Source organism: Roseibium sp. QJM3NY_11 (assembly GCF_056173175.1).
Genome location: NZ_CM149660.1, coordinates 3,974,138 through 3,997,265 on the forward strand (window position 1 = coordinate 3,974,138; position 23,128 = coordinate 3,997,265).

Genomic DNA, 23,128 nt, shown 5'->3' on the forward strand with positions numbered 1-23,128 from the left:
GGACGCCAGCGATCTGGCTGATTTTGCAAGAGAACTCCAATGCAATACCACACGGTACGGCCTTGAGGCGGGTCGGTCAACCGGAACTAGATGCCGTCATACGAATTGTCGTGCACCGGCGGAAAGGAACCTTACCAGCGCAGAAGCATCGAGCCCCAGGTAAACCCTCCGCCCATGGCCTCGAGCATCAGGAGGTCGTTCCTCTTGACGCGCCCGTCCCTGACGGCCACATCCAGAGCCAGAGGAATGGAGGCCGCGGAGGTGTTGCCGTGCCACTGAACCGTGGTCACGACCTTTTCCGGAGCGATGCCAAGTTTCCTGGCGCTCGCATCGATGATGCGCTTGTTCGCCTGGTGCGGAATGAACCAGTCGAGGTCGTCCGAGGTCAGGCCCGTGGCCTTGTAGGCGTCCTCGATGACATCCGTGATCATGCCGACCGCATGCTTGAAGACCTCGCGGCCTTCCATGCGCAGGTGACCGACGGTCTGCGTCGTGGACGGGCCGCCGTCCACATAGAGCTTGTCCTTGTGGCGGCCGTCGGAGCGCAGATGCAACGTCAGCACCCCCCGGTCCGCATTGGTGCCGTCGCCTTCGGAAGCTTCCACCACCACGGCTCCGGCGCCGTCGCCGAACAGGACGCAGGTGGTCCGGTCGGTCCAGTCGAGAATACGCGAAAAGGTTTCCGCACCGATCACGAGGCAGCGCCTGGACAGGCCGGCCCGGATATAGGCGTCGGCTGTTGTCAGTGCATAGACGAAGCCCGAGCACACGGCATGCACGTCAAAGGCGGCGCCGTGATAGATGCCGAGCCGCGACTGCACCGTCACCGCCGTTGCCGGAAAGGTGTTGTCGGGTGTCGCCGTTGCCAGAATGATCGTGTCGATGTCCTGGGCGTCCCGGCCGGCACTTTCCAGTGCCCTGCGAGCGGCCTCCAGAGCCAGATCGGACGTTACCTCGCCGTCGGCAGCGACGTGGCGCTGCGTGATGCCGGTGCGCTGGACGATCCATTCGTCGGTCGTGTCGACCGATTTCGCCAGGTCTTCGTTGGTCAGGATTTTTTCCGGAAGATAGCTCCCGCAGCCAGTCACTGTTGAACGGATTACGCTCACAAATCACCTTCCGATGTCGGCGCGGCTTCAGCGAAGCGGCCACGATGGTAATGAACAAGATCCTGGGCGATCTTGTGGGTCAGTTCGTTCTTGACCATGTCGTAGGCAAGATCGATGGCCGAGGCATAACCTTCGGCATCGGTGCCGCCATGGCTCTTGATGACAATGCCGTTCAGTCCCAGGAACACGCCGCCATTGACCTTGCGCGGATCCATTTTCTCGCGCAGCAGATCGAAGGCACCCTTGGCGAAGAGATAGCCGATTTTCGACATAAAGGTGCGATTCATCGCGGAACGCAAGTAACTGCCGATCTGCTTGGCCGTCCCCTCTGCGGTCTTCAGCGCGATGTTGCCGGCGAAACCTTCGGTCACGACCACATCAACGGTGCCCTTGCCCAGGTCGTCGCCTTCCACGAACCCGGCATAGCGAAGCGAGCGCAGCGGCGTTTCGCGCAGAAGCCGACCGGCCGTGCGGACCTCTTCCAGTCCCTTGACTTCCTCGACACCGATATTGAGAAGGCCGACGCTCGGACGCTGAACGCCGAACAGGGCGCGCGCCATGGCGCCACCGAGAATGGCGAAATCGATCAGTTGCTGCGCATCCGCGCCGATGGTGGCGCCCACGTCCAGAACGACGGATTCGCCGCGCATGGTCGGCCAGATGGCGGCGATGGCAGGCCGGTCGATATTGGCCATGGTGCGCAGGCAGAATTTCGACATGGCCATCATCGCGCCGGTGTTGCCGGCCGAGACGGCGACGGATGCATCCCCCGTCTTCACTGCCTCGATCGAGCGCCACATGCTCGAACGCCAGCGGCCCTGGCGCAAGGCCTGGCTTGGCTTGGTATCCATCGCAATGGAGACCTCGCAATGATGGAAGGTCGAGGCATCGCGAACGCGCGGATACTGCTCCAGAAGAGGCTTGATGACGTTCTCGTTGCCGAACAGAAGAAAGCGGATATCCGGATGGCGGACAAGCGCGATTTCCGCCCCGGGAATGACGACCTCAGCCCCGTTGTCGCCGCCCATGGCATCCAGAGAAATCGGAATGGTTTTCGCCATCTAGAATGTCTTTTGTGGTTTGACTACCAGGAACAGCACCGATCGGAGCCTCCAAAATTGTGCTGCCCGCTCAGCACAAGCCCAGGCTGGAGTGCCAAGAACGGGCGCGAACATAACGCTTTTGGCAGGGCTGACAACCGTTTTCCTGAACGGACACGGTTCTGACGTTGAAAACCCGCTCCACAGCTCCGTGTGTCGGGGATAAACGGCCCACAGCACATCTCATTTCCCCTTGACGGGTTTTTCCTTGAGGGCCTGCAGCGCGGCAAATGGCGAGGGCTTGTCTTCCGGCGTTTCGGCCGCCTCCCCCTGGGTGCCGCCGCTGAAACCGGCGCTTTCCTCGAACGCCACACCCGGCTTGCGCGGAAAGGGGTCGAGCGCAAGGGCCAGTTCCTCGCAGATGACCGCCCCCAGATCCAGAACGCCGTCGAGAATGACATCAGGCGGATCGAGCGTTTCCAGATCAATCTCGATCTCTCCGTCGTCATTGAGATCCCTGGTCTTGCGCGGCCGGCTTGAATGCGGTTCGAACGTCCGGTCGACAGCTATCCCCAGGCGGCTTTCGAAGGGCTCGAGCGTCACGACGCATGTCTGCCGGATGTCGGCCGTCACCGGTCCGACGACCCTGAGACCGGCCTTCCTGTAGGGCTTCAGGAGGAAATCGGCCACGAGATCGTCGACGCCGACAAGATTGAAGGCGTCGGCGATCGCCTTGCGCCCGTCCGCATCGGGCGCGACCGTGACCTGACCATCCTTGTCGACGACCGAGACCGCATTGATCTTGTAGGAATAGGGGAACGTGTCTGCTGTCATTGCTCTTGTTGTCCTTGGGGCCGTTTTGCGGCCAATTCTAGATCAGACTTCCAACGCCTTGAAAAGCTCCGGGTCGGGCCAGGCGACCGGCCCTGCCATGAGGGTCTCGACCGATTGTGCATCCAGCCTGTCCGCCGCGCTCAGCATATAGTGCGCCAGGCGCATCTGTGCGACCGGTTCTGGCGTGTCGGGGTAGATGTTGCGTCCCAGGGCGTCCGCGAGCTGCGCGGCGTCACCGGCCTCGATTGCCGGAATGTAGGCGTCCGCGCGGCCATAAAAGGCTTCGCCCATGACCTTGACCTTCTTTGGAACACGCGTGTCGCTGACGCCCAGTTCACGAAGGGACCCGTCCATGTCATTGAAGAAGATATCGAACACGGCCTGCGAAAACTCCGAGACTTCCGCGCCCTCGCCGCGCATTCTGCGGAAAAAGAGCACGGCATGGAGCACGATCAGGTCGAACCTGCCATCGATGGTGTCGGGCACAAGAAAGTCCGTGTAAAAGACAGGCTGCCGCGCTTGAGCCACGATTTCACAATAAATCTTGTGCTCGGCATCGCGGGACCGGCGGCGGAACAGGCCAAAGAACATGGCGTCTCCTTCAAAGTCAGGTGTTGCCTTGCGCCCTATCCCACGATAGTGACTCTGCGAAGCAATGACATTCAAAAGCAGTCAGTCCGGCAAAAGCAGTCAGTCCGGTCTGGCGTAACGGGAATTCTTAGATGAACTTCAAGGCAAGCGCCCTGATCCTTCCGCTTCTGGTCACGCTACCGCTCGGCGGCTGTTTTACCTCTACCTATACTCATGGCCATGTCATTACCAGTGACATGTTGAACCAGGTGCAGGTGGGCTCCAGCCGGGAACAGGTGGAACTGGTCCTTGGCTCGCCCTCAACGACATCGAGCCTTGCGGGCGATGCCTATTACTACATCTCCCAGAAGACGGCGACCACGGCCTTCATGGCACCCAGCATCGTCGAGCAACGGGTCGTTGCGGTCTATTTCGACGATGACGGGTTCGTCAAGGACATGGGCAACTATTCCCTGCAGGACGGCAAGATCGTGGACATCGTCAGCCGCAAGACCCGGACGGGCGGTGCGGATTACGGCTTCCTGACGCAGATCCTGAAAGGCGCTGCAAGCCCGAGCCTCGGCCTTTAACAGCCATTCCCGCAATACGGTGCCTGGCAGACTGCATCACAGCGCCGGCACCGCAAACTGAAACACCCCCGGTCCTGATGGTCCGGGGGTGTTTCTATTTGCCGGGTCGCTTCGGAGCACCGGCCCGATCTCAGTCGATCGGGTCCGGTCCTTTGGTCCGCGTCAATGCGCCAGGATCGCCAGCAGCAGCAGGGCGACGATGTTGGTGATCTTGATCATCGGGTTCACCGCCGGACCGGCCGTGTCCTTGTAGGGATCTCCGACCGTGTCACCGGTGACCGAGGCCTTGTGGGCCTCGCTGCCTTTCTGGTGAACGACACCGTCCTTGTCGGTAAAGCCGTCCTCGAAGGACTTCTTGGCGTTGTCCCAGGCACCACCGCCCGCGGTCATGGAGATGGCCACGAACAGTCCCGTGACGATCACACCGAGCAGCATCGCCCCGAGCGCCGCGAACGCATCCGCCGGAGTGGCGACAGCGCGCACGACGTAGAACACAAAGATCGGCGACAGGACCGGCAGCAGCGACGGCACGATCATCTCGCGAATCGCGGCCTTCGTCAGCATGTCCACCGCCCGGCCGTAATCCGGCCGCTCGGTGCCCTCCATGATACCGGGCTTCTCCTTGAACTGGCGGCGGACTTCCTCCACCACCGCCCCGGCGGCCCGTCCGACCGCGGTCATGGAGATGCCGCCGAAGAGATAGGGCAGAAGACCGCCGAACAGCAGGCCCGCCACCACGTAGGGGTTGGACAGCGAGAACAGGGTCTCCACATTGATGCCGAAGAAGATCGAGCCTTCCGTCGCCGTACTGGAGAAGTGTTTCAGATCCTCCGTGTAGGCGGCGAAAAGCACCAGGGCACCGAGGCCCGCGGAACCGATGGCGTAGCCCTTGGTCACAGCCTTGGTGGTGTTGCCGACCGCATCCAGCGCGTCCGTGGTGCTGCGCACCTCGGCCGGCAGGTCGGCCATTTCGGCAATGCCGCCGGCGTTGTCCGTTACCGGACCGAAGGCATCGAGCGCGACCACCATACCCGCCAGCGCCAGCATCGTGGTGACGGCGATGGCGATGCCGAACAGACCGGCAAAGGCATGGGTGACCAGGATCCCGGTGATGATGATGATCGCCGGCAGGGCCGTTGCCTCAAGAGACACGGCCAGACCCTGGATCACGTTGGTGCCGTGACCGGTCACGGAAGCCTGGGCGATGGATCTCACCGGACGGTATTCCGTCCCGGTGTAATACTCCGTCACCCAGATGATCAGACCGGTAACCACCAGACCGACAAGGCCGCAGACGAACAGGTCGAAGCCGGTGAACGTGACGTTGCCGGATGTGGTGAACTGGGTATCGGCACCGATCCAGCCGAATATGATCACACCCAGCGCGACCGCGGACAGGACCGACGTTGCGATGAAGCCCTTGTAGAGCGCGCCCATGATCGAGTTGTTGCTGCCCAGCTTGACGAAGAACGTGCCGATAATGGACGTGACCACACAGCTTGCCCCGATCAGGAGCGGCAACATCATCAGGTCGATGGCCTGCGATCCGGTAAAGAAGATCGACGCCAGAACCATGGTTGCGACCACCGTCACCGCATAGGTTTCGAACAGGTCGGCCGCCATGCCGGCGCAGTCGCCGACATTGTCGCCCACGTTGTCGGCAATGGTGGCCGGGTTGCGCGGATCGTCCTCCGGAATGCCGGCTTCCACCTTGCCGACGAGATCGCCGCCGACATCGGCCCCCTTGGTGAAGATACCGCCGCCGAGGCGGGCGAAGATGGAAATGAGCGAGGCACCGAAGCCCAGGGCAACCAACGCGTCAATCACCGTCCGGTCCGTGGGGGCGAAGCCCATCATACGGGTCAGGAGCGTGTAGTAGACAGCCACGCCGAGAAGCGCCAGTCCGGCAACCAGAAGGCCCGTGACCGCGCCGGACTTGAACGCGATTTCCAGTCCTGCTCCAAGGCTTTGGCTGGCCGCCTGGGCGGTGCGCACATTGGCCCGGACGGAAACCATCATGCCGATATAGCCGGCGGCTCCCGAAAGGATCGCGCCGATCGCGAAGCCGATGGCCGCAGGCCCGCCCAGCAGCAGCCAGGCAATCACGAAAACAACGGCGCCGACGATGGCGATGGTTGTGTACTGACGGTTGAGATAGGCGCGGGCGCCTTCCTGGATTGCCTCGGCAATCTCCTGCATGCGCGCGTTTCCGGCGTCCGCCGCCATGACGGACTGGATGGCCCACGCGCCATAGGCGAGAGACAGTAGGCCACAAATGATGACGACAAGCTCGATCATGCTTCCTCCCAAAGGTGTGGCGGACTGATTTTCTTGTCGTTTTTCCGCCTGACTGGCCTCCACCCCAATTCCCCGGCGTGAAGGAAGCACACGATAGCAGCAATTCGGAGCGCTTCGTCAAGCTCTCACATTGTTTAATTTCATAGTTCCGCTGCGGTATTTTTTGATGCAGTGCAGTAAATATGCTGCGCTGACGAAATGGAATTCAACAGACACTTTAACTGATTGTACCTGCTTTTCTTTCTGCCAGAACGAGCCATGCCAGCAGCCCGAGGCTCAGGACCACAAAGGGAAAGACCAGCATGTTGATCGTTGCCCAGCCGAAGGTGTTCAGCAGCGCGCCGGAGGAAAACGAGGCGGTCGCGACGAACCCGAACACCAGAAAGTCGTTGACGGCCTGCACCATGTTCCGCTCCTCGGGCCTATAGGCATCGGTCAGCATCGCGGTCGCCCCGATGAAGCCGAAATTCCAGCCGAGTCCGAGGAGGACCAGCGCGGTCCAGAAATGGGCAAGCTCGACCCCCATGAGGGCGACAATCGAACACCCTGCCAGAAGGGCGAGCCCGATCGAGACGATGCGCTCCTTGCCGAAGCGGGCGATCAGGTTGCCGGTAAAGAAACTTGGTCCGAACATGGCCAGGACGTGCCACTGAATGCCGAGGGCGGCATCGGTCTCCGACAAGCCGCATCCGATCATGGCCAGCGGCGTTGCCGTCATCACGAGGCTCATCAGAGCATAGGAACAGATGCCGCAGGCGGCCGCGACAATAAACCGGCGCTGGGCCATGATCTCGCGCAACGGCCGGCCGCCCGCCTGGGCGTGGCTGATGCGGGGCGGCCTGGGGATCTTGATGAACATGAGCAGGCAGAATGCAATCAGCGCCAGGACCGCCTGCGCCAGATAGGTCCCTGCAAACAGGATCGGCACGAACAGATCCTTGGTCCAGATGACCGTCTGCGGTCCGACCACACCCGCGAGCACGCCACCGGCCAGAACCCAGGAAATGGCCTTCGGCTTGAACGAGTCGCTGGCCGTGTCCGCGGCGGCGAACCGGTATTGCTGCACGAACGCGCCGGCGAAACCACCCAGGCAGCAGGCAAGCGCGAACAGCCAGAAGAGATCCTGAAAGACAGCGAAGGACGCGAGCACACCGGACGCAGCGCCCAGCAGCGAGGCGCCGGTGAAGCCGGCACGGCGGCCGTACCGGCGCATGATCATTCCCGCCGGGATGGTGCCGAAGGCCGTTCCGAGGACCATGGTAGAGACTGGCAGCGTCGCAAGTGCCTTGTCCTCATCCAGCATCATGTAGCCGACCAGAGGCCCCGTCGCGATGACGATGGAGGCGGACGCCCCGCCAAGGGCCTGGGCAAACGCGAGCAGAAGCGCATTGCGCCTGGCCATCTTGTCGTCAACGAAGGTGTCCATCGGATGGGCGGTCATCGGCAAGTCTCGATCTCGGCTATCGGCGCGTTCGGCCGGGACGGAACGCACAGGTGATGCAGAACAGCGGGTTCACGAACACGCTCTCTGCTGCAAACTCAAGACGGTATAGGGTACAATCAGAAATGCCGGAAGCCGTCGTCTTCCTTCACGGCCAGTTCCTGCCCGTCCCGCGTCAGCACGACCTGTCCGTTTCCCTTCGTGACATGCCCGATCTGAGTGACCGGGCAGCCGAGACGCGCCGCGTCCTGTGCGAATGCGGCAGCTCTTTCCTCCGGGATGCTGGCCAGCACCTCATAGTCGTCGCCGCCGTTGAGAAAGCGGCTGAAGACCGGCGGCGCCTTGTCCCTCAGATGCCGCAGCGCATCAGACAGGGGCAGCTTGCCAACGTCGAGCGTGACATCCACTGCCGATGCCACGGCCAGATGACCACAATCGGCGACAAGTCCGTCGGACACGTCCAGCGCCGCGCTGGCGCATTCGGTGAGCAGACCGGCGATCCGGGTTCTCGGCCTCGGCAGCAGGTAGCGGTCCAGAATGAAGGCTTGCTGTTCCGCGCTCACGCCATGACGCCTGCGGAAATCCGGATCGAGCCGTGCCTGAAGACCAGCGGCCGCATCCCCGATCGTTCCGGTCACGAAGATGAGGTCCGAGGGCCGCGCACCGGAGCGGCGGACGGCCTTGCCCCTGGTCACTTCACCGATTGCGGTAATGGAAACCTGCAGGCCGTTGCCGGAGCGGATGGTGTCGCCGCCAAGCAGCGGAAAATCATAGGCCGCCTGGTCTGCGGCGAGACCCTTGCAGAACCGCTCCAGCCATTCGGTCGTCCAGGCATCGGGCAGAGCGAGCCCCAGAAGATAACCGCGTGGACGCGCGCCTTTGGCGGCCAGATCGGAGAGATTGACCCGAAGCGCCTTTGCGGCGATCGCCTCGGGCGCGTCATCGCTGAAAAAGTGGATATCCGCAGCAAGCAGGTCCTTGGTCAGCACCAGGTCACGGCCGGCTGCCGGTGTGATCACCGCCGCATCGTCGCTCAGGCCAAGACTGCCGGGATCCTGCGCCAAGGGTGCGAAGAACCGGCTGATCAGTTCAAACTCGCCTGGCCGGTCCGCGCCCATGGTCAGGAGGCGCCGTCCGCTTTGCGGGTCTCGAAATCCGGTCCGCGCAACTCATGGGCGAGACGATCGAGCACACCATTGACGAGACCGGGCTCGTCCTCCTCGAAGAAGGCCTTGGCCACATCGATATATTCGGAAATGATCACCTTGGGCGGGACATCCTTGCGGCGCAGCAGCTCATAGGAACCGGACCGCAGAATGGCGCGCAGCAGACTGTCGATCCGCTTCAGCGGCCAGTCTTTCTCAAGCGCAGTGTGAATATAGGGGTCGAGAAACTTCTGGTCCTCGACCACGCCCGCGACGATCTGCTTGAACCACTGTTCGTCCGCATCACGGTACTGGGCGCCATCGATTTCCTTGCCGAGGCGAAAGGCGGTGAATTCGCTGATCACGCTGGTGAGCGGTGCCCCGCCGACATCCATCTGGTAAAGCGCCTGGACGGCGGCAAGCCGTGCCACGCCACGCTTGTTGGCGGGACGAACGGTCGTTCCTGCCGGGTTCTCCGGATCGGCCTTACCGGTCATTCTTCTTATACTCCAAGACGGGCGCGCAGGGCGATCATGTCGAGGGCCGCGCGGGCTGCCGCACCGCCCTTGTCCTTGTCGTCGGCCTTCGCGCGGGCCCATGCCTGCTCGTCGTTTTCAACGGTCAGGATACCATTTCCAACCGCCAGGTCCGCATCGACGATCAAATCCATGATCACACGGTTCGATTCATTGGCGACAATGTCGTAATGCGTGGTCTCGCCGCGGATCACGACGCCGAGCAGAACGAAACCGTCGTATAATTCGCCGTCGCCTTCCATCGCGGTCAGCGCCATGGACAGGGCGGCCGGAATTTCCAGAACGCCGGGAACCCCGATCCGGTCAAACGTCGCGCCGGCGGCCTGAAGCGTCTTGATCGCGCCGTCGGCCAGCGCATCCGCCAGATCCGCATAGAAGCGGGCTTCGATGATCAGCAGTTTCGGTGCTGCACTCATAGCTGTCAAATCCTGTGTAAGGCCGCGACAGGAACCACGTCCGCCCCGGTTTGTCCAGTGCCATTCGTGCAGACCGGCCATTCCGGGCGGCCAACACGCTCGAGCTTGAGAAATCGGTTCTGAGCGTGTCTCATCAACAGCGTTTCATTTGCCCGGGACAGTCCGGTCCCGCGCAAGGCGGTCCGCGCGCATCCCGGCGCAATGATGTCTTCCACCCCAGGTGCGCGCCAATGACGCCTGGGGCACCACTGGCCGACCCCGTCAAGGCGATTGCACTTTCCTGATGGCGACAGCCTACAGGCGCCAGATGCGAAGGGCTCCGCCCCGTCCCTATCCGCTCTTGGAGAATTCCGCAAGACGCCCTGCGTAGCGGGCCATCATGTCCACCTCGAGATTGATCATGTGACCCACCTGTCTGGCGGACCATGTGGTGACCTCAAGCGTATGCGGAATGAGGAAAACGGAGAACAGGAGCCCGTCAACGTCATTGACCGTCAGCGAGGTGCCGTCGAGCGCGACCGATCCCTTTTTCGCAATAAACGGAGCGGCTTCCGGCGGCGCCTCGAAGCGAAACAGGACCGAATCCGGATGATCCTGGCGTTCCGTCACCCTCGCAAGGCCGTCGACATGTCCGAGGACCAGATGCCCGCCCAGTTCCGCTCCCATGGTCAGCGAGCGTTCCAGATTGATCCTCTGGCCCGCATTCCAGTCCTTCACGTTGGTCAGGGCGAGCGTTTCAGCGGCCGATTCAATCTCGAACCAGTTTCCGTCGGGACAGTTCCGTTTCGCGGTGACCGTGTGGCAGACGCCCCCGCAGGATATGGAAGCGCCGATGTCGAACGTGTCCGTGTCATAGGCCGTGCGGATCCGGGTCCGTTTTCCCGCCGGAATATCGTCACTCGAAAGGATCTCGCCGAGATCGGTCACTATACCGGTGAACATGTCAGGCTCCGCGCCGTCTGAGGTAGATGAATTTGTCAGGGCCGAACATGCCGGCCTTGACCCGCTCGAATCTGGGGTCTTTGAGGACGTCCGCAAGGGCAAGGCCGTTCAGGGCCGGTATGCCACCGGCGCCGATCACCAGCGTTCCGGTCACGACACACAGCTCGTCGACCAGATCCGCCTTCAGGAACGAGGCCGCCATCCTTGCGCCGCCTTCGACCATCAGCCGCGTTATGCCCCGGGTCGCCAGAGCGCTGAGAATGACGGATGGCCGGACGCCGTCTTCGCCGGCGGGAACCCGAATGACATTGACGCCGGCGGAGGCCAGTTGCGCCACCCGGTCCGGATCGGCATCATTGCCGCAGATGAGCCACACGGGCACGTCGGCGCAACTGCCCACCAGACTGGACACCAGCGGCAGGCGGGCGCGGCGGTCGACGATGACCCGGACCGGTGACCGGTCGGCCATGCCCGGCAGGCGGCAGGTCAGTTGCGGGTCGTCCGCAAGCGCTGTCCCCGCGCCGACCAGGATCGCATCACATTCGGCGCGAAAGCCGTGCATCTTGCGCATGGACAGCGGCCCCGAGATCTTTACCTGGCCCTCACCGGCCCGGCCTATGAACCCGTCCCTCGAGACTGCCAGTTTCAGGAACACCTGCGGGCGTTGTTGCAACTGGCGCAGCGTGAACCCCCGGTAGAGGGCTTCAAACGCCTGTTCTCGAACCCCCGCGACGACCTCGACGCCCGCCTCGCGCAGCATGGCGATCCCGCGCCCCGACACCCGCGGATTCGGGTCCGCCATGCCGATCACCACCCGGCCGATCCCGGCCTCGATCAGCGCGTTGGCGCAGGGCGGCGTTCTGCCATAGTGAGAACAGGGCTCCAGGGTGACATAGCAGGTTGCCCCGCGTGCCAGCGCTCCGGCCTGTGCCAGGGCATTGACTTCCGCATGGGCCATGCCCGGGCGCGAGGTCACGCCGCGCCCTGCCACGACCGCATGGCCGTCCTTCTGGCGAACGATCAGGGCGGCAACCGAAGGGTTCGGCCAGACACGCCCGAAGCCGCGCCGGGCCAGACGTTCCGCCGCCGCCATGAAACGCATGTCGATTTCGCTGATGGATGTCATGAAACCCGGCTCGTCAGGAGTTTTTCAACGGCTGGCCGTCCGGATCGCTGAGTTCGTCCAGCAGCGCCTCGAAATCCTTGGCCTCACGGAAATTCCGGTAGACGGACGCAAAGCGGACATAGGCGACGTCATCGATCGCCTTCAGACCTTCCATGACGTGATTGCCGATGGTTTCCGCGGTGATTTCACTTTCGCCCGAGCTTTCAAGCTGGCGAACGATGCCGCTGACCATGCGTTCGATCTTGTCGGGATCCACCGGCCGCTTGCGAACGGCGATCTGGACGGAGCGCATGAGTTTTTCGCGGTCGAAGGGAACCCTGCGCCCGGAGCGTTTCAGCACCATCAGCTCGCGCAGCTGCACCCTTTCGAATGTGGTGAACCGTCCGCCGCAGGTGTTGCAAACCCTGCGGCGGCGGATGGCGGTATTGTCCTCGGTCGGGCGGGAATCCTTGACCTGGGTCTCATCACCGCCGCAAAACGGACATCTCATCTTTCAAAGCTCCTGGGCGAGCCGCCTGTTATCCCCCGTAGATCGGGAAGCGGGCCGTCAGTGCTTCTACCTTGGCTTTGACCGCGGCTTCAACTGCCGCGTTGCCTTCTTCGCTGTTCGAGACCTTCAAACCGTCCAATACTTCCGTGATCAGCAGGCCGACCTCGCGGAATTCCGCCACGCCGAAACCGCGCGTGGTCGCCGCCGGAGTGCCGAGACGAATGCCGGAGGTCACGAACGGTTTTTCCGGGTCGAACGGGATGCCGTTCTTGTTGCAGGTGATGTTGGCCCGCCCGAGCGCCTTCTCGGCGACCTTGCCGGTGGCGTTCTTAGGGCGCAGGTCGACCAGCATCAGGTGGTTGTCGGTTCCACCCGAAACGATGTCGAGCCCCTGCTCCTTGAGGGTTTCCGCCAGCACCTTGGCATTCTCGACGACGGAGCGGGCATAGGCCTTGAATTCCGGCTGCAGGGCTTCCTTGAAGGCAACCGCCTTGGCCGCGATGACATGCATCAGCGGACCGCCCTGCAAGCCAGGGAAGACAGCCGAATTGAACTTCTTGGCGAGGGCCTCGTCATTGGTCAGGATCAATCCACCACGCGGGCCGCGCAGGGACTTGTGGGTCGTCGACGTGACCACATGGGCATGGGGCACGGGCGACGGGTGCACACCGCCGGCGACGAGGCCGGCGATATGGGCCATGTCGACCATCAGGTAGGCACCGACACTGTCGGCGATCTCGCGGAATCTCTGCCAGTCCCAGACGCGGGAATAGGCGGTGCCGCCCGCCAGGATCAGCTTCGGCTTGTGTTCCTTGGCAAGCCGCTCGACCTCGTCCAGATCGAGCAGGTGATCCTCCTGGCGCACACCGTAGGAAACGACATTGAACCACTTGCCGGACATGTTGACCGGAGATCCGTGCGTGAGGTGGCCACCGGAATTCAGGTCCAGACCCATGAAGGTGTCACCGGGCTGCAGCAGCGCCAGGAAGACCGCCTGATTCATCTGGCTGCCGGAGTTCGGCTGAACGTTCGCGAAGCCCGCGCCGAACAGCTCTTTTGCGCGTTCGATCGCAAGGGTTTCCGCCACGTCCGCGAATTCGCAACCGCCGTAATAGCGTTTGCCCGGATAGCCCTCGGCGTATTTGTTGGTGAAGATCGAGCCCTGCGCTTCCAGCACGGCGCGGGAAACGATGTTTTCCGACGCGATCAGTTCGATCTCGTGCCGCTGGCGGCCCAATTCGTTTTCGATGGTGCCGAAAATGTCCGGATCGGCTTCGGAAAGACCGCGCGTGAAGAAACCGGACTGCAGGGACTGACCGGAGTTTTCCATCAAAGACATGGCACCATCCTTGTATTCTTGTCGAAGAATTTGGCGCCGGCGCCCGCACACCCTTGAAGGTCATCAGCCGCCGGGCCGACATGACGCGAGGAATTAGCACAGCGTCCGGACAGAACCAAGAGGCATACCGACGCGCCCGGACCGGAATGCGACACCATCGCTACGCGGAAATCGCCGCATTCGCCTCCCCTCGCTTGCCAGCGCAGGGCGCGGCCGTTCAGGCAAGGTCTTTTGGGCGCGGTCATTTGGGCAGCAGTCAATTCGAAGCGGTCAGTAAAGGGCCGGATCGGTTTTCCCGGTATTCCTTGCCTGTTCCTGCTCCAGGCGCCGCATCAGTTTGCGGACGGCCAGCCGGCGCAGATCCTCCTGGGCGGTCGAAGCGGGACCGAACACCGACACCTCGATACCGGTCCGGGAATCCATCGCGATCACCTTGACCTGCTTCCCGATCGAGCGGAACTCGAGATAGATCTCTCCGTGCTGCGGCGCGCGGCTCATGTAGGTTCTCCGTGAAACGCCTTAACCCAACCGACAGGAACAAGAACGTGCCTGAGGGCATTGCGCGCAATCATGGCGCCTGGAAACACGAAACGCCAGCCCGATCAAGGCTGGCGTTCCAAGGCTGGCGTTCGCCGTTTCGATTGATCCGGAACGGTCAGGCAAGAAGCGTCCTCACAGACGCGCCTGCGCCCCCGTTCCGTAAAGGTCGTCGCGATTGTAGATGTCGTCGCGGAAGTGAACCACACCGTCGGCATTCGCCCAGGCCGTCACATAGGTCAGGTAAAGCGGGATCGAGCCCTTCAGCTTCACGTCCTCGCGCTCGCCGGTGCGGATAACGGAATCGACCCTGCTGCGGGTCCAGTCCGGTGTGGTCGACTGCAACATCCAGGTGACCAGTTCCCGCACGTTCTGCACCCTGACACAGCCCGACGAATGGAACCGGTTGGCTTCACCGAACAGGGTCTTTGAGGGCGTGTCGTGGAGGTAGACCTGGTGCTTGTTGTGGAAATTGATGCGCACGGAGCCCAGCGAGTTGTCGGAGCCGGGATCCTGGGTGAAGCGATACTGGGTCGCCTCGTCCGTGTTCCAGTCGATCTGCTGCCTGTTGAGCTCGTTGCCGCTCCAGTCGAAGATGCGAATATTGTTCTTGGCAAGATATTCGGAATCTTCCTTCATCTTCGGAATCAGATCCTTGCGGATGATCGACACCGGAACGGTCCAGTACGGATTGAAGTTCAACTCGTAGATCTTGCTGTTGAGGATCGGCGTCTGCCGGTCGATCTTGCCGACAACGGCGGTGTGCCGGGAGCGCACATTGCCGTTCTCGACCGCTTCGATCTCGGCTGCCGGGATGTTGACCATGACATAGCGGTCGCCCAGAAAGCCGGACATGGAGCGCATGCGGATCATGTTGGTTTCGAGCTGGCGCAGACGGACATTCGCGGGAATGTTCAGAGCGGCCACAGTGCCCTCGCCCATCACGCCATCGTGGATCAGGCCATGGCGAAGCTGGAACCGGCGGAGCGCGGCATCGACGTAGGAATCGAACGTGTTGGACAGGCCTGCCTGCTGTTCCAGATCGCCCGATGCGATCAGGCGGCGGCGCAGTTCGACAACACGCGGGTCCTTCATGCCGATGCGCAGGGCCTTGCCGCCGGTGGAAACGGTTCCCCAGCCACCGGCCTGAACGATGCGCTGATACCGGTTGATGGCCGCTGCGATATAGTCGGCCGTCTGCGGAGACAGGGTCGGCGCGGACGACTTCACTTCCGTGATGTTTTCGGTGGCAATGTCGAAATTGTCCACCCATTCGACTTTCTGACGGTTCTGCTGAAGAGACTGCAGAGCCGATTGTGCCAGAGCCGGGCCCGCTGCCAGAAGAGGCATGGCGCAGCCGAATGCGAGAAGACGCTTGAGCATGTGTCCTGTAGTCCCAGTTTTGCGAAGCTTAAACCCGACCGGTCCGGATAAAAGGTTCATAGCCGACCCCAAAATTGCTGCGTCAGATGCGCAAATTCTCTCAAATCACCAGCGGCGCGGTCCTCGTCCCGAAGGCCGTGTCGCGCATGTCAGCGTCAAATCCTAGAGAACGAATGTTAACAAATCGCAAGATCTTTTAACCATTCAGGCGTCCGAAACACCGTTATGAGCCATTCCATTGTGACCACAAGATGTCGGTTGCCGCAGGAAGACGCGCCGCATGGTCATAATAACTCCAATTGCCGCCCCAGACCTGTCCGTATCGAGCAATTCTGCGTGAGCAAACATGGGTGAGCAAATACGGATGCACAAAAGAAAGCACCGCCCACTGGGCGGTGCCTTGTCATCTGGATGTACCGCGGAGAGCTTAAAGGCGGTAGAGAATCTGGTCGGTCCAGAAACGCTCCAGCCGGCGCAGGGACTTGTTGAGAACAACGAAGTCCTTCGGCCCGATTTCGCCAACCTGTTCGACGGACAGAATGTGACGCTCATAGAGATCGTTGACGATCTGCGCCACTTCCTGGCCCTTGTCGGTCAGGCTCACCCGGACGGACCTGCGGTCCATGCGGGAGCGCTGGTGGTGAATGTAGCCGGTCTCGACCAGCTTCTTCAGGTTGTAGGAGACATTCGACCCCAGGTAATAGCCGCGGGTGCGCAGCTCTCCTGCAGTGAGCTCGCTGTCGCCGATGTTGAACAGCAGCAGAGCCTGCACGCTGTTGACATCGGACCGGCCCATACGGTCGAATTCGTCCTTGATGACGTCGAGAAGACGACGATGCAGTCGCTCAACAAGTGTCAGAGCTTCGAGGTAGAGCGGCTTGATTTCCGCCTCTTCCCCTTCGCTCGGTGCCACAGCGTCGACTGCCCTACTTGCGGTGATCATGTGATTGCGCCTCTAATTGTACCTGTCGTTCGACGGATATTTTCCCGCCTTGATACGCAATCTAACCGAGTGTTTCTAAAATCCGCTTAAGAGACACGCTGAATCATCCGTTAACTTTTGAAGGGTGTTTGAGGCACCTGATTAAGATTTCATTCATGAAGTCCCGCGCAGGAATTTAACGATCCCGGAGAAGTCCTGCTGTTCTCCACCCGTGTTGCAGAACAGCGCGTAAAGCGCTGCGGCTTCCGCGCCGAGCGGCGTTGCCGCGCCCGATGAATTGGCTGCCTCCTGGGCGAGCTTCAGGTCCTTCAGCATCATTGCCGCGGCGAAACCGGGCTGGTAGTCCCGGTTTGCCGGAGAAGACGGCAGCGGCCCCGGAACCGGGCAATAGGATGTCAGCGACCAGCACTGGCCGGATGCAGTGGAGGAAATGTCGAACAGCTTCTGCGCATCCAGGCCGAGTTTTTCCGCCAGCACGAAGGCCTCGGACACGCCGATCATGGAAATGCCCAGAATCATGTTGTTGCAGATCTTGGCTGCCTGTCCGGTCCCCGGCCCGCCCGCATGGACAATGGTCTTGCCCATGATGTCGAGAAAGGGTATGGCCGCCGCGAAGGCCTCGTCGGGACCGCCGACCATGAAGGTCAGGGTGCCGGCGGCCGCGCCGGCAACGCCGCCGGAGACGGGCGCATCGACCATCTTCATGCCCTTGTCCGCGGCCGCTTCGCTGACCGCACGGGCGCTGTCGACGTCAATCGTGGAGGAATCGATCAGAAGCGTGCCGGGCTTGGCATTCTCCAGAATGCCGCCCTCGCCCATGTAGATCTGGCGCACATGTTTTCCGGCCGGCAGCATGGTCACGATCATGTCGGCCGCGGCAGCAAGCGCGCCAATGCCGGCCGTCCGTTCGCCGCCCGCCTCCTCCAGCACCGCCAGCGCCGTCTCCGACAGGTCGAAGCCGAGCACGCGGTGCCCCGCTTTTACAAGGTTGATGGCCATCGGGCCGCCCATGTTGCCAAGGCCGATAAATCCGATTGTGCTCGCCATTGTTGTCTCCCAGAAATACGTGTTGTTTTTGAATCGCTTGCCCTGACCGGTTGAAGCATCTTCCCAGGCGCTTCAGAAACCGAGTCAAGCCGGATCAGCCGCCGTCGGCCCTGTTTTCCTTCTCCATCAGGTAGACAAGCAGGCCGTAGATCGCGATCGTCAGAAGATAGAAGGTGATCTCGTAAGGCCGCCGGCCGTAGATGTCGGAAAACGCCGTGTGCATGACGATCTGGCAGAAACAGCGGAACAGCCACATGACCGTTCCCCAGGACACGGTCAGCCAGAGACCCGTGGCCGCGACCAGGTCCAGCACTGCGAAAAAGACGATCGCCACCTGCATGGACACCGGCATGTCCCAGAACCAAAGCCCACGCCATTCGACAATGCCGACGATGCGTGCCCAGTAGATCATGCCGCCACCGATCAGTATGACCGCGATGACACGCAGGTACCACGTCAGGACGGTGCTCCAGGGCGGGCGCGATTCTATGAGATCATGAAAGCTGGTGATCATGGGCAGTCCGGGTTCGGTGTTGGTCTTATGGGAGCGGCAGGTCTCCGTCGGCCGGTTCCTCGAAATACGACGCCAGACCGGCGCTGTCCACTTGGCTGAACAGAGAAGGCGACCATTTCGGTGTCTGATCCTTGTCGACAAGCACGGCGCGAATGCCCTCGTAGAACTCCGTGCCCTGCACGATCCGGGACACAATCCGGTATTCCAGCTTCATGCACTCGTTGAAGGACAGCGTCCCGCCCCGTTTCATCTGCGCCAGGGCAATCAGCACGCTGGTCGGCGACTTGCCGCGAATCGCCGCCGCTGCCTTTTGCGCGAACACGCTTTTCGATGCGTCGAGACGGGCAAGGATTTCCTCCACCGCGTCAGCGGAAAAGGCCGTGTCGATCAGATCCAGATTTTCCGTCACCGGTCCGCTCTCCGGCGTGACCAGAAAAGGAGCCAGCACCGCATCGATGTCGTCCGCGGTTTCAAGCGCCAGCTCCAGAGCGGAGACATCGGCCGCCGAAACCGCGTGGGTCAGCACGCCCGTGGCCAGCGCGTCCCCCTGTTTCAGGCGGCCCGCGCTCAGGGCGCAATAGACCCCGCTGTGCTGCGGCATGCGCGGCAGAAAAAAGGTCCCGCCCACATCGGGGAAAAAGCCAATGCCTGTTTCCGGCATCGCGAACAGCGTCTTGTCGGTGCCGACCCGGTGGCTGCCGTGAACCGACACGCCGACACCGCCGCCCATGACGATGCCGTCGATCAGCGCGACATAGGGCTTGGGATACGCCTTGATCTGAGCGTTGAGCAGATACTCGTCGCGGAAAAACCGCCCGAGCCCCTCCGTTTCGCCGGCCTGGCGCGCATCATAGATGCTGCGGATATCCCCGCCCGCGCAGAAAGCCTTGCCGCCGGCGCCGGTGATGACAACATGGGCAATGCCCGGATCGTCGGCCCAGCGCCCGAGCTGGACGGCAAGAGCCCTGACCATTTCGAAGCTGAGTGCGTTGAGCGCCTTCGGCCGGTTGAGTGTGATGAACCCGGCCTTGCCGCGTTTTTGAAACAGAATGTCGTCGCTCACTGAGGCGCCTCATGAAAAGGGAATCGTTTCAGGGGATGGCTGCGGAAAGTTCAATCAGTCCTTCAAGAGCTGCCGCGCGATGATCACACGCATGATCTCGTTGGTGCCCTCCAGAATCTGATGCACGCGGACATCCCGGAAATAACGCTCGATCGGGTAGTCGCGCAAATAGCCGTAGCCGCCGTGAAGCTGCAGCGCCTCGTTGACAACCTTGAAGCCGGTGTCGGTCGCCAGCCGCTTGGCCATGGCCGCCAGTCTGGTCGCGTCAACGGACTTGGCATCCACCGCGGCGGCGGCCTTGTGCAACAGCAGGCGTGCGGCCTCCAGATCGGTCGCCATGTCGGCAAGGCGGAATTGAAGGGCCTGAAAATCGGCGATCGGCCTGCCGAACTGCTTGCGCTCCTTCACATGGGCAAGCGCCAGGTCGAGGCAGGCCTGGGCCGGCCCCAGCGAACAGGCTCCAATGTTGAGCCGGCCGCCGTCGAGCGCCGCCATGGCGATCTTGAAGCCCTGCCCCTCGGCGCCCACCAGATTGGATTTCGGCACGACGCAATCGGAGAAATTGACCTGTGCGGTCGGCTGGCTTTTCCAGCCGAGCTTGACCTCGTTGGCGCCGAAGCTCAAGCCGGGCGTGCCTTTTTCCACCAGCAGACACGAGACGCCGGACGGTCCCTCGCCGCCGGTGCGCACCATGACCGCGTAAAGATCACTGACACCGCCACCCGAGATGAAGGCCTTCGAGCCGTTCAGGACGTAATGGTCGCCATCGTCCCTGGCGCTGGTCCTGAGACTGGCCGCATCCGATCCCGACCCGGGTTCGGTCAGGCAGTAGCTGGTCAGAAGGTCCATGGTGCACAGTCTGGGAAGAAACTTCTGCCGCAGCTCTTCGGAGCCGTAGCGGTCGATGATCCAGGAGACCATGTTGTGGATAGACAGATAGGCCGCCGTCGACGTGCAGCCCTTCGACAGTTCCTCGAAGATCAGCGCCGCGTCCAGCCGGGTCAATGCGGAGCCGCCAACGTCCTCTTTCACATAAATGCCGCCAAAGCCCAGTTCGGCCGCCTTGCGCAAGGTCGGAACAGGGAAGTGGCTGTCCTCGTCCCACTGCCGGGCGTGGGGCGCGAGTTCTTCGCGCGCGAAACTCGCGGCCATGTCCTGAAAGGCGCGTTGATCTTCGTTGAGTGCAAAGTCCACCTGGTTTCCTCCCGATAGCACCGCAGACCGGAACTTGGGAACCTGCGCGCGGCTGCACTAAAGCATATTTGACGCGAACGTCAAACAAACTCTTTTTTGTCATTATTTTCAGTTGTTTTACAGAATGTTGGACTGCGTCAATCTGCGTGATAGATTGACAGCTCTCGTGCGCGACAATGCCGTTTTCACCTCATGCTCACCGAACAGTCAGGGTCCATGCCGTCCAAATCCCCGCTTCCGCCGATCACTTCCGACCATATGGACACGCTTCTGTCCGGCACGCGCATGCGCCGCAACCGCCAGACCGACTGGTCCCGCCGCCTCGTGCGCGAGAACACCCTGACGGTCGACGACCTGATCTGGCCGATTTTTCTGGTCGACGGCGAAAATGTCCGGCAGCCCGTGTCGTCCATGCCCGGCGTTTTTCGTGTCTCCGTGGACGAGGCGGTCCGCGATGCGCAAAGAGCGGCAGCTCTCGGCATTCCGGCAATGGCGCTGTTTCCCTATACCGACCCGGACTTGCGTGACGACACCGGTTCGGAAGCCCTCAATGCGGACAACCTGACCTGCCGGGCGCTGCGCGCCGTCAAGGCTGAAGGGCTCAACCTCGGCCTGATGACCAACGTCGCGCTCGATCCCTACACCAGCCACGGCCATGACGGGCTGATGGAAGGCGAGACGATCCTCAACGACGAAACCGTTGACCAGCTCTGCCGTCAGGCCCTGGTCCAGGCGGATGCCGGTTCCGACGTGATCGCCCCGTCGGACATGATGGACGGGCGGATCGGCGCAATCCGTCAGGCGCTCGATTCACAAGGCCATCGCGGCACCCAGATCATGGCCTATTCGGCCAAATACGCCTCGGCGTTCTACGGCCCCTTCCGCGACGCGGTCGGGTCCTCCGGCACGCTGGTCGGCGACAAGCGCACCTACCAGATGGATCCGGCCAACACGGACGAGGCCCTGCGGGAAACCGAACTCGACATCGCCGAGGGCGCCGACATGGTCATGGTCAAACCCGGCCTGCCCTATCTCGACATCGTCCGGCGCATCAAGGACGGCTTCCAGGTGCCGACCTACGCCTATCAGGTGTCGGGGGAATACGCGATGATCCAGGCCGCCGCCGCCAATGGCTGGCTGGATGGCGACAAGGCGATGCTGGAAAGCCTGCTGGCGTTCAAACGTGCCGGGGCCGACGGCGTGCTGACCTATTTCGCGCCCGCGGTCGCGCGGATTCTGGCGGACGGCAAATGACGCCGCTTGCGGCCAACGATCCCGCACAGGTCACACTCGACAGGATCAGGGACGCCGCCGCGCTGATCAAGGGCGCTGTTCTGGAAACGCCCTGCCTGCCGGCGCCCAGGCTGTCGCAGATCACCGGTGCGGAAGTCTTTGTCAAATACGAGAACATGCAGGTCACCGGCGCGTTCAAGGAACGCGGTGCCCTCGTCAAGCTCACCAGCCTGACGGAAGTGGAAAAGACGCGCGGCGTCATCGCCGTCTCGGCCGGAAACCACGCCCAGGGCGTCGCCTATCATGCCGGCCGTCTCGGCATTCCGGCAACGATCGTCATGCCGGTGCTGACGCCGTTCGTGAAGATCGCCGCGACAAGGGGCTACGGCGCCGAGGTGGTGCTGGCGGGCAACACGCTGGCGGAAGCAAAGGCGGAAGCCGACCGGCTGGCGGCGGAGCGCAACCTCGTCTGGGTTCACCCCTACGACGATGTCCACGTGATCCACGGCCAGGGCACGATCGGGCTGGAAATGCTGGCGCAGCAACCGGATCTCGACATTCTGGTGGTGCCGGTCGGCGGCGGCGGCCTGATCGCCGGGATCGCGACGGCTGCAATGGCCATCAAGCCGTCCGTGGAAGTGATCGGCGTCGAAACGACGCTCTACCCGGGCATGTGGGGCGCCTTCTACGGCAAGGAAGTCCAATGCGAGGGCGCGACCATTGCCGAGGGCATCGCCGTGCGCGACATCGGCCTGCTGACCACCGAAGTGGTCAGGCAGCGGGTCGATGACATCCTGCTGGTCTCCGAAAGCAGCATCGAGCAGGCGATCAACGCCTATCTGACCCTGCAGCGAACGATTGCCGAGGGCGCCGGCGCGGCCGGGCTTGCCGCGCTGCTGACCAACCGGGAACGCTTTGCCGGAAAACGCGTCGGCCTTGTGCTGTGCGGCGGCAACATCGACCCCCGGCTCCTGTCAAAGATCGTGGTCCGGGAACTGGCCCGCGACGGGCGCCTCGTGTCCATCCGCATCGATACCCCGGACCGCCCGGGTGTCCTCGGCGAAATCGCCACGGTGATCGGCGACATGCAGGGCAACGTGGTCGATGTCGAACACCACCGCCTGTTCCTCAATGTGCCCGCCAAGGGCGCGACCCTCAACGTCACCTTCGAGGCCTTCGACCGACCCCACGGCGAACGTATCATTGCCGCCCTGCGCGAACGCGGCTACGGCGTGCGCTATCTGGAAATCGGGGAGCGCATGGATTGAACCGTTGCTTCACGGACCTCCTCCGTGGCGCCGAAGCCGGAAATTTGCGAATCGCGTGAAAATACCCACA

23 protein-coding genes are annotated in these 23,128 nt (G+C 62.2%); 3 read left to right on the plus strand and 20 right to left on the minus strand.

The genetic code is table 11. The features are described 5' to 3' along the window. Positions 1-131: 131 nt before the first annotated feature. From AC0VX3_RS18230 to AC0VX3_RS18245, 4 genes are all read right to left on the minus strand, one after another. Positions 132-1,109: a beta-ketoacyl-ACP synthase III gene (locus AC0VX3_RS18230; protein ID WP_475521697.1), complete on the minus strand. Its 978-nt coding sequence runs from the start codon at positions 1,107-1,109 to the stop codon at positions 132-134. Continuing rightward, positions 1,106-2,170: a phosphate acyltransferase PlsX gene (gene plsX / locus AC0VX3_RS18235; RefSeq protein WP_348148376.1), complete on the minus strand. Its 1,065-nt coding sequence runs from the start codon at positions 2,168-2,170 to the stop codon at positions 1,106-1,108. The genes AC0VX3_RS18230 and plsX overlap by 4 nt, the downstream gene beginning before the upstream one ends. Before the next feature lie 222 nt (positions 2,171-2,392). Then, on the minus strand, positions 2,393-2,983 hold the full coding sequence (locus tag AC0VX3_RS18240) for a YceD family protein (RefSeq protein ID WP_475521698.1): 591 nt from the start codon (positions 2,981-2,983) through the stop codon (positions 2,393-2,395). 42 nt (positions 2,984-3,025) lie between these two features. Continuing rightward, positions 3,026-3,574, minus strand: coding sequence for a ubiquinol-cytochrome C chaperone family protein (locus AC0VX3_RS18245; RefSeq protein WP_348148382.1), 549 nt, complete (start codon positions 3,572-3,574; stop codon positions 3,026-3,028). A gap of 131 nt (positions 3,575-3,705) precedes the next feature. On the opposite strand from AC0VX3_RS18245, the gene AC0VX3_RS18250 reads away from it, so the two are divergent. After that, positions 3,706-4,143: an outer membrane protein assembly factor BamE gene (locus AC0VX3_RS18250; RefSeq protein ID WP_342894087.1), complete on the plus strand. Its 438-nt coding sequence runs from the start codon at positions 3,706-3,708 to the stop codon at positions 4,141-4,143. A 162-nt stretch (positions 4,144-4,305) separates the two neighbouring features. On the opposite strand, the gene AC0VX3_RS18255 is transcribed toward AC0VX3_RS18250, so the two are convergent. The 16 genes from AC0VX3_RS18255 to AC0VX3_RS18330 all read right to left on the minus strand — a co-directional run bounded on the left by AC0VX3_RS18255 (position 4,306) and on the right by AC0VX3_RS18330 (position 20,557). Then, the gene (locus AC0VX3_RS18255) at positions 4,306-6,441 is read right to left on the minus strand and encodes a sodium-translocating pyrophosphatase (RefSeq protein ID WP_475521699.1); all 2,136 of its coding nucleotides are present in this window, start codon (positions 6,439-6,441) and stop codon (positions 4,306-4,308) included. A gap of 217 nt (positions 6,442-6,658) precedes the next feature. Next, entirely contained in the window at positions 6,659-7,882 is a 1,224-nt protein-coding gene (locus AC0VX3_RS18260) for an MFS transporter (protein WP_475521700.1), read from the minus strand. Between the two features lie 119 nt (positions 7,883-8,001). After that, positions 8,002-9,000 carry a thiamine-phosphate kinase gene (gene thiL, locus AC0VX3_RS18265; RefSeq protein WP_475521701.1) on the minus strand — a complete coding sequence of 333 codons (999 nt, stop codon included), beginning with the start codon at positions 8,998-9,000 and terminating at the stop codon, positions 8,002-8,004. A 2-nt stretch (positions 9,001-9,002) separates the two neighbouring features. Next, the gene (gene nusB / locus AC0VX3_RS18270) at positions 9,003-9,524 is read right to left on the minus strand and encodes a transcription antitermination factor NusB (protein ID WP_475521702.1); all 522 of its coding nucleotides are present in this window, start codon (positions 9,522-9,524) and stop codon (positions 9,003-9,005) included. 5 nt (positions 9,525-9,529) lie between these two features. Then, the gene (gene ribH / locus AC0VX3_RS18275) at positions 9,530-9,979 is read right to left on the minus strand and encodes a 6,7-dimethyl-8-ribityllumazine synthase (RefSeq protein WP_475521703.1); all 450 of its coding nucleotides are present in this window, start codon (positions 9,977-9,979) and stop codon (positions 9,530-9,532) included. A gap of 330 nt (positions 9,980-10,309) precedes the next feature. Next, on the minus strand, positions 10,310-10,921 hold the full coding sequence (locus AC0VX3_RS18280; protein ID WP_475521704.1) for a riboflavin synthase: 612 nt from the start codon (positions 10,919-10,921) through the stop codon (positions 10,310-10,312). A 1-nt stretch (position 10,922) separates the two neighbouring features. Then, positions 10,923-12,047, minus strand: coding sequence for a bifunctional diaminohydroxyphosphoribosylaminopyrimidine deaminase/5-amino-6-(5-phosphoribosylamino)uracil reductase RibD (ribD, locus tag AC0VX3_RS18285; protein ID WP_475521705.1), 1,125 nt, complete (start codon positions 12,045-12,047; stop codon positions 10,923-10,925). A 13-nt stretch (positions 12,048-12,060) separates the two neighbouring features. Further along, entirely contained in the window at positions 12,061-12,537 is a 477-nt protein-coding gene (nrdR, locus tag AC0VX3_RS18290; RefSeq protein WP_342894079.1) for a transcriptional regulator NrdR, read from the minus strand. 28 nt (positions 12,538-12,565) lie between these two features. Continuing rightward, positions 12,566-13,867 carry a serine hydroxymethyltransferase gene (gene glyA, locus AC0VX3_RS18295; protein WP_342894370.1) on the minus strand — a complete coding sequence of 434 codons (1,302 nt, stop codon included), beginning with the start codon at positions 13,865-13,867 and terminating at the stop codon, positions 12,566-12,568. Between the two features lie 279 nt (positions 13,868-14,146). Continuing rightward, positions 14,147-14,374, minus strand: a complete 228-nt coding sequence (locus AC0VX3_RS18300) for a DUF6898 family protein (protein WP_342894078.1) — start codon at positions 14,372-14,374, stop codon at positions 14,147-14,149. Between the two features lie 174 nt (positions 14,375-14,548). After that, positions 14,549-15,796, minus strand: a complete 1,248-nt coding sequence (locus AC0VX3_RS18305) for a L,D-transpeptidase family protein (protein ID WP_475521706.1) — start codon at positions 15,794-15,796, stop codon at positions 14,549-14,551. A 427-nt stretch (positions 15,797-16,223) separates the two neighbouring features. Then, the gene (gene ldtR, locus AC0VX3_RS18310) at positions 16,224-16,739 is read right to left on the minus strand and encodes a transcriptional regulator LdtR (protein WP_342894076.1); all 516 of its coding nucleotides are present in this window, start codon (positions 16,737-16,739) and stop codon (positions 16,224-16,226) included. Positions 16,740-16,892: 153 nt separating this feature from the next. Then, positions 16,893-17,786, minus strand: coding sequence for a 3-hydroxyisobutyrate dehydrogenase (gene mmsB, locus AC0VX3_RS18315; protein ID WP_475521707.1), 894 nt, complete (start codon positions 17,784-17,786; stop codon positions 16,893-16,895). A gap of 94 nt (positions 17,787-17,880) precedes the next feature. Continuing rightward, positions 17,881-18,300, minus strand: a complete 420-nt coding sequence (locus tag AC0VX3_RS18320; protein ID WP_342894074.1) for a DUF6163 family protein — start codon at positions 18,298-18,300, stop codon at positions 17,881-17,883. Positions 18,301-18,325: 25 nt separating this feature from the next. Then, on the minus strand, positions 18,326-19,363 hold the full coding sequence (locus tag AC0VX3_RS18325; protein WP_475521708.1) for an enoyl-CoA hydratase/isomerase family protein: 1,038 nt from the start codon (positions 19,361-19,363) through the stop codon (positions 18,326-18,328). Between the two features lie 54 nt (positions 19,364-19,417). Beyond that, entirely contained in the window at positions 19,418-20,557 is a 1,140-nt protein-coding gene (locus AC0VX3_RS18330) for an isobutyryl-CoA dehydrogenase (protein WP_475521709.1), read from the minus strand. A 258-nt stretch (positions 20,558-20,815) separates the two neighbouring features. Here AC0VX3_RS18330 and hemB point away from each other — a divergent pair, with 258 nt between their 5' ends. Next, entirely contained in the window at positions 20,816-21,811 is a 996-nt protein-coding gene (gene hemB, locus AC0VX3_RS18335) for a porphobilinogen synthase (protein WP_475525202.1), read from the plus strand. Next, entirely contained in the window at positions 21,808-23,058 is a 1,251-nt protein-coding gene (locus AC0VX3_RS18340; protein WP_475521710.1) for a threonine ammonia-lyase, read from the plus strand. The genes hemB and AC0VX3_RS18340 overlap by 4 nt, the downstream gene beginning before the upstream one ends. Positions 23,059-23,128 lie beyond the last annotated feature (70 nt).

Excerpts from the sequence above, each read along its gene's own strand:
- mmsB (WP_475521707.1), bottom strand. The coding sequence starts at position 17,786 with ATGGCGAGCACAATCGGATTTATCGGCCTTGGCAACATGGGCGGCCCG.
- plsX (WP_348148376.1), bottom strand. The coding sequence starts at position 2,170 with ATGGCGAAAACCATTCCGATTTCTCTGGATGCCATGGGCGGCGACAAC.
- AC0VX3_RS18250 (WP_342894087.1), top strand. The coding sequence starts at position 3,706 with ATGAACTTCAAGGCAAGCGCCCTGATCCTTCCGCTTCTGGTCACGCTA.
- AC0VX3_RS18240 (WP_475521698.1), bottom strand. The coding sequence starts at position 2,983 with ATGACAGCAGACACGTTCCCCTATTCCTACAAGATCAATGCGGTCTCG.
- nrdR (WP_342894079.1), bottom strand. The coding sequence starts at position 12,537 with ATGAGATGTCCGTTTTGCGGCGGTGATGAGACCCAGGTCAAGGATTCC.
- AC0VX3_RS18340 (WP_475521710.1), top strand. The coding sequence starts at position 21,808 with ATGACGCCGCTTGCGGCCAACGATCCCGCACAGGTCACACTCGACAGG.
- AC0VX3_RS18320 (WP_342894074.1), bottom strand. The coding sequence starts at position 18,300 with ATGATCACCAGCTTTCATGATCTCATAGAATCGCGCCCGCCCTGGAGC.
- ribH (WP_475521703.1), bottom strand. The coding sequence starts at position 9,979 with ATGAGTGCAGCACCGAAACTGCTGATCATCGAAGCCCGCTTCTATGCG.
- AC0VX3_RS18255 (WP_475521699.1), bottom strand. The coding sequence starts at position 6,441 with ATGATCGAGCTTGTCGTCATCATTTGTGGCCTACTGTCTCTCGCCTAT.
- AC0VX3_RS18245 (WP_348148382.1), bottom strand. The coding sequence starts at position 3,574 with ATGTTCTTTGGCCTGTTCCGCCGCCGGTCCCGCGATGCCGAGCACAAG.
- ldtR (WP_342894076.1), bottom strand. The coding sequence starts at position 16,739 with ATGATCACCGCAAGTAGGGCAGTCGACGCTGTGGCACCGAGCGAAGGG.
- AC0VX3_RS18300 (WP_342894078.1), bottom strand. The coding sequence starts at position 14,374 with ATGAGCCGCGCGCCGCAGCACGGAGAGATCTATCTCGAGTTCCGCTCG.
- thiL (WP_475521701.1), bottom strand. The coding sequence starts at position 9,000 with ATGGGCGCGGACCGGCCAGGCGAGTTTGAACTGATCAGCCGGTTCTTC.
- AC0VX3_RS18280 (WP_475521704.1), bottom strand. The coding sequence starts at position 10,921 with ATGTTCACCGGTATAGTGACCGATCTCGGCGAGATCCTTTCGAGTGAC.
- ribD (WP_475521705.1), bottom strand. The coding sequence starts at position 12,047 with ATGACATCCATCAGCGAAATCGACATGCGTTTCATGGCGGCGGCGGAA.
- AC0VX3_RS18260 (WP_475521700.1), bottom strand. The coding sequence starts at position 7,882 with ATGACCGCCCATCCGATGGACACCTTCGTTGACGACAAGATGGCCAGG.
- nusB (WP_475521702.1), bottom strand. The coding sequence starts at position 9,524 with ATGACCGGTAAGGCCGATCCGGAGAACCCGGCAGGAACGACCGTTCGT.
- glyA (WP_342894370.1), bottom strand. The coding sequence starts at position 13,867 with ATGGAAAACTCCGGTCAGTCCCTGCAGTCCGGTTTCTTCACGCGCGGT.
- AC0VX3_RS18305 (WP_475521706.1), bottom strand. The coding sequence starts at position 15,796 with ATGCTCAAGCGTCTTCTCGCATTCGGCTGCGCCATGCCTCTTCTGGCA.
- hemB (WP_475525202.1), top strand. The coding sequence starts at position 20,816 with ATGGACACGCTTCTGTCCGGCACGCGCATGCGCCGCAACCGCCAGACC.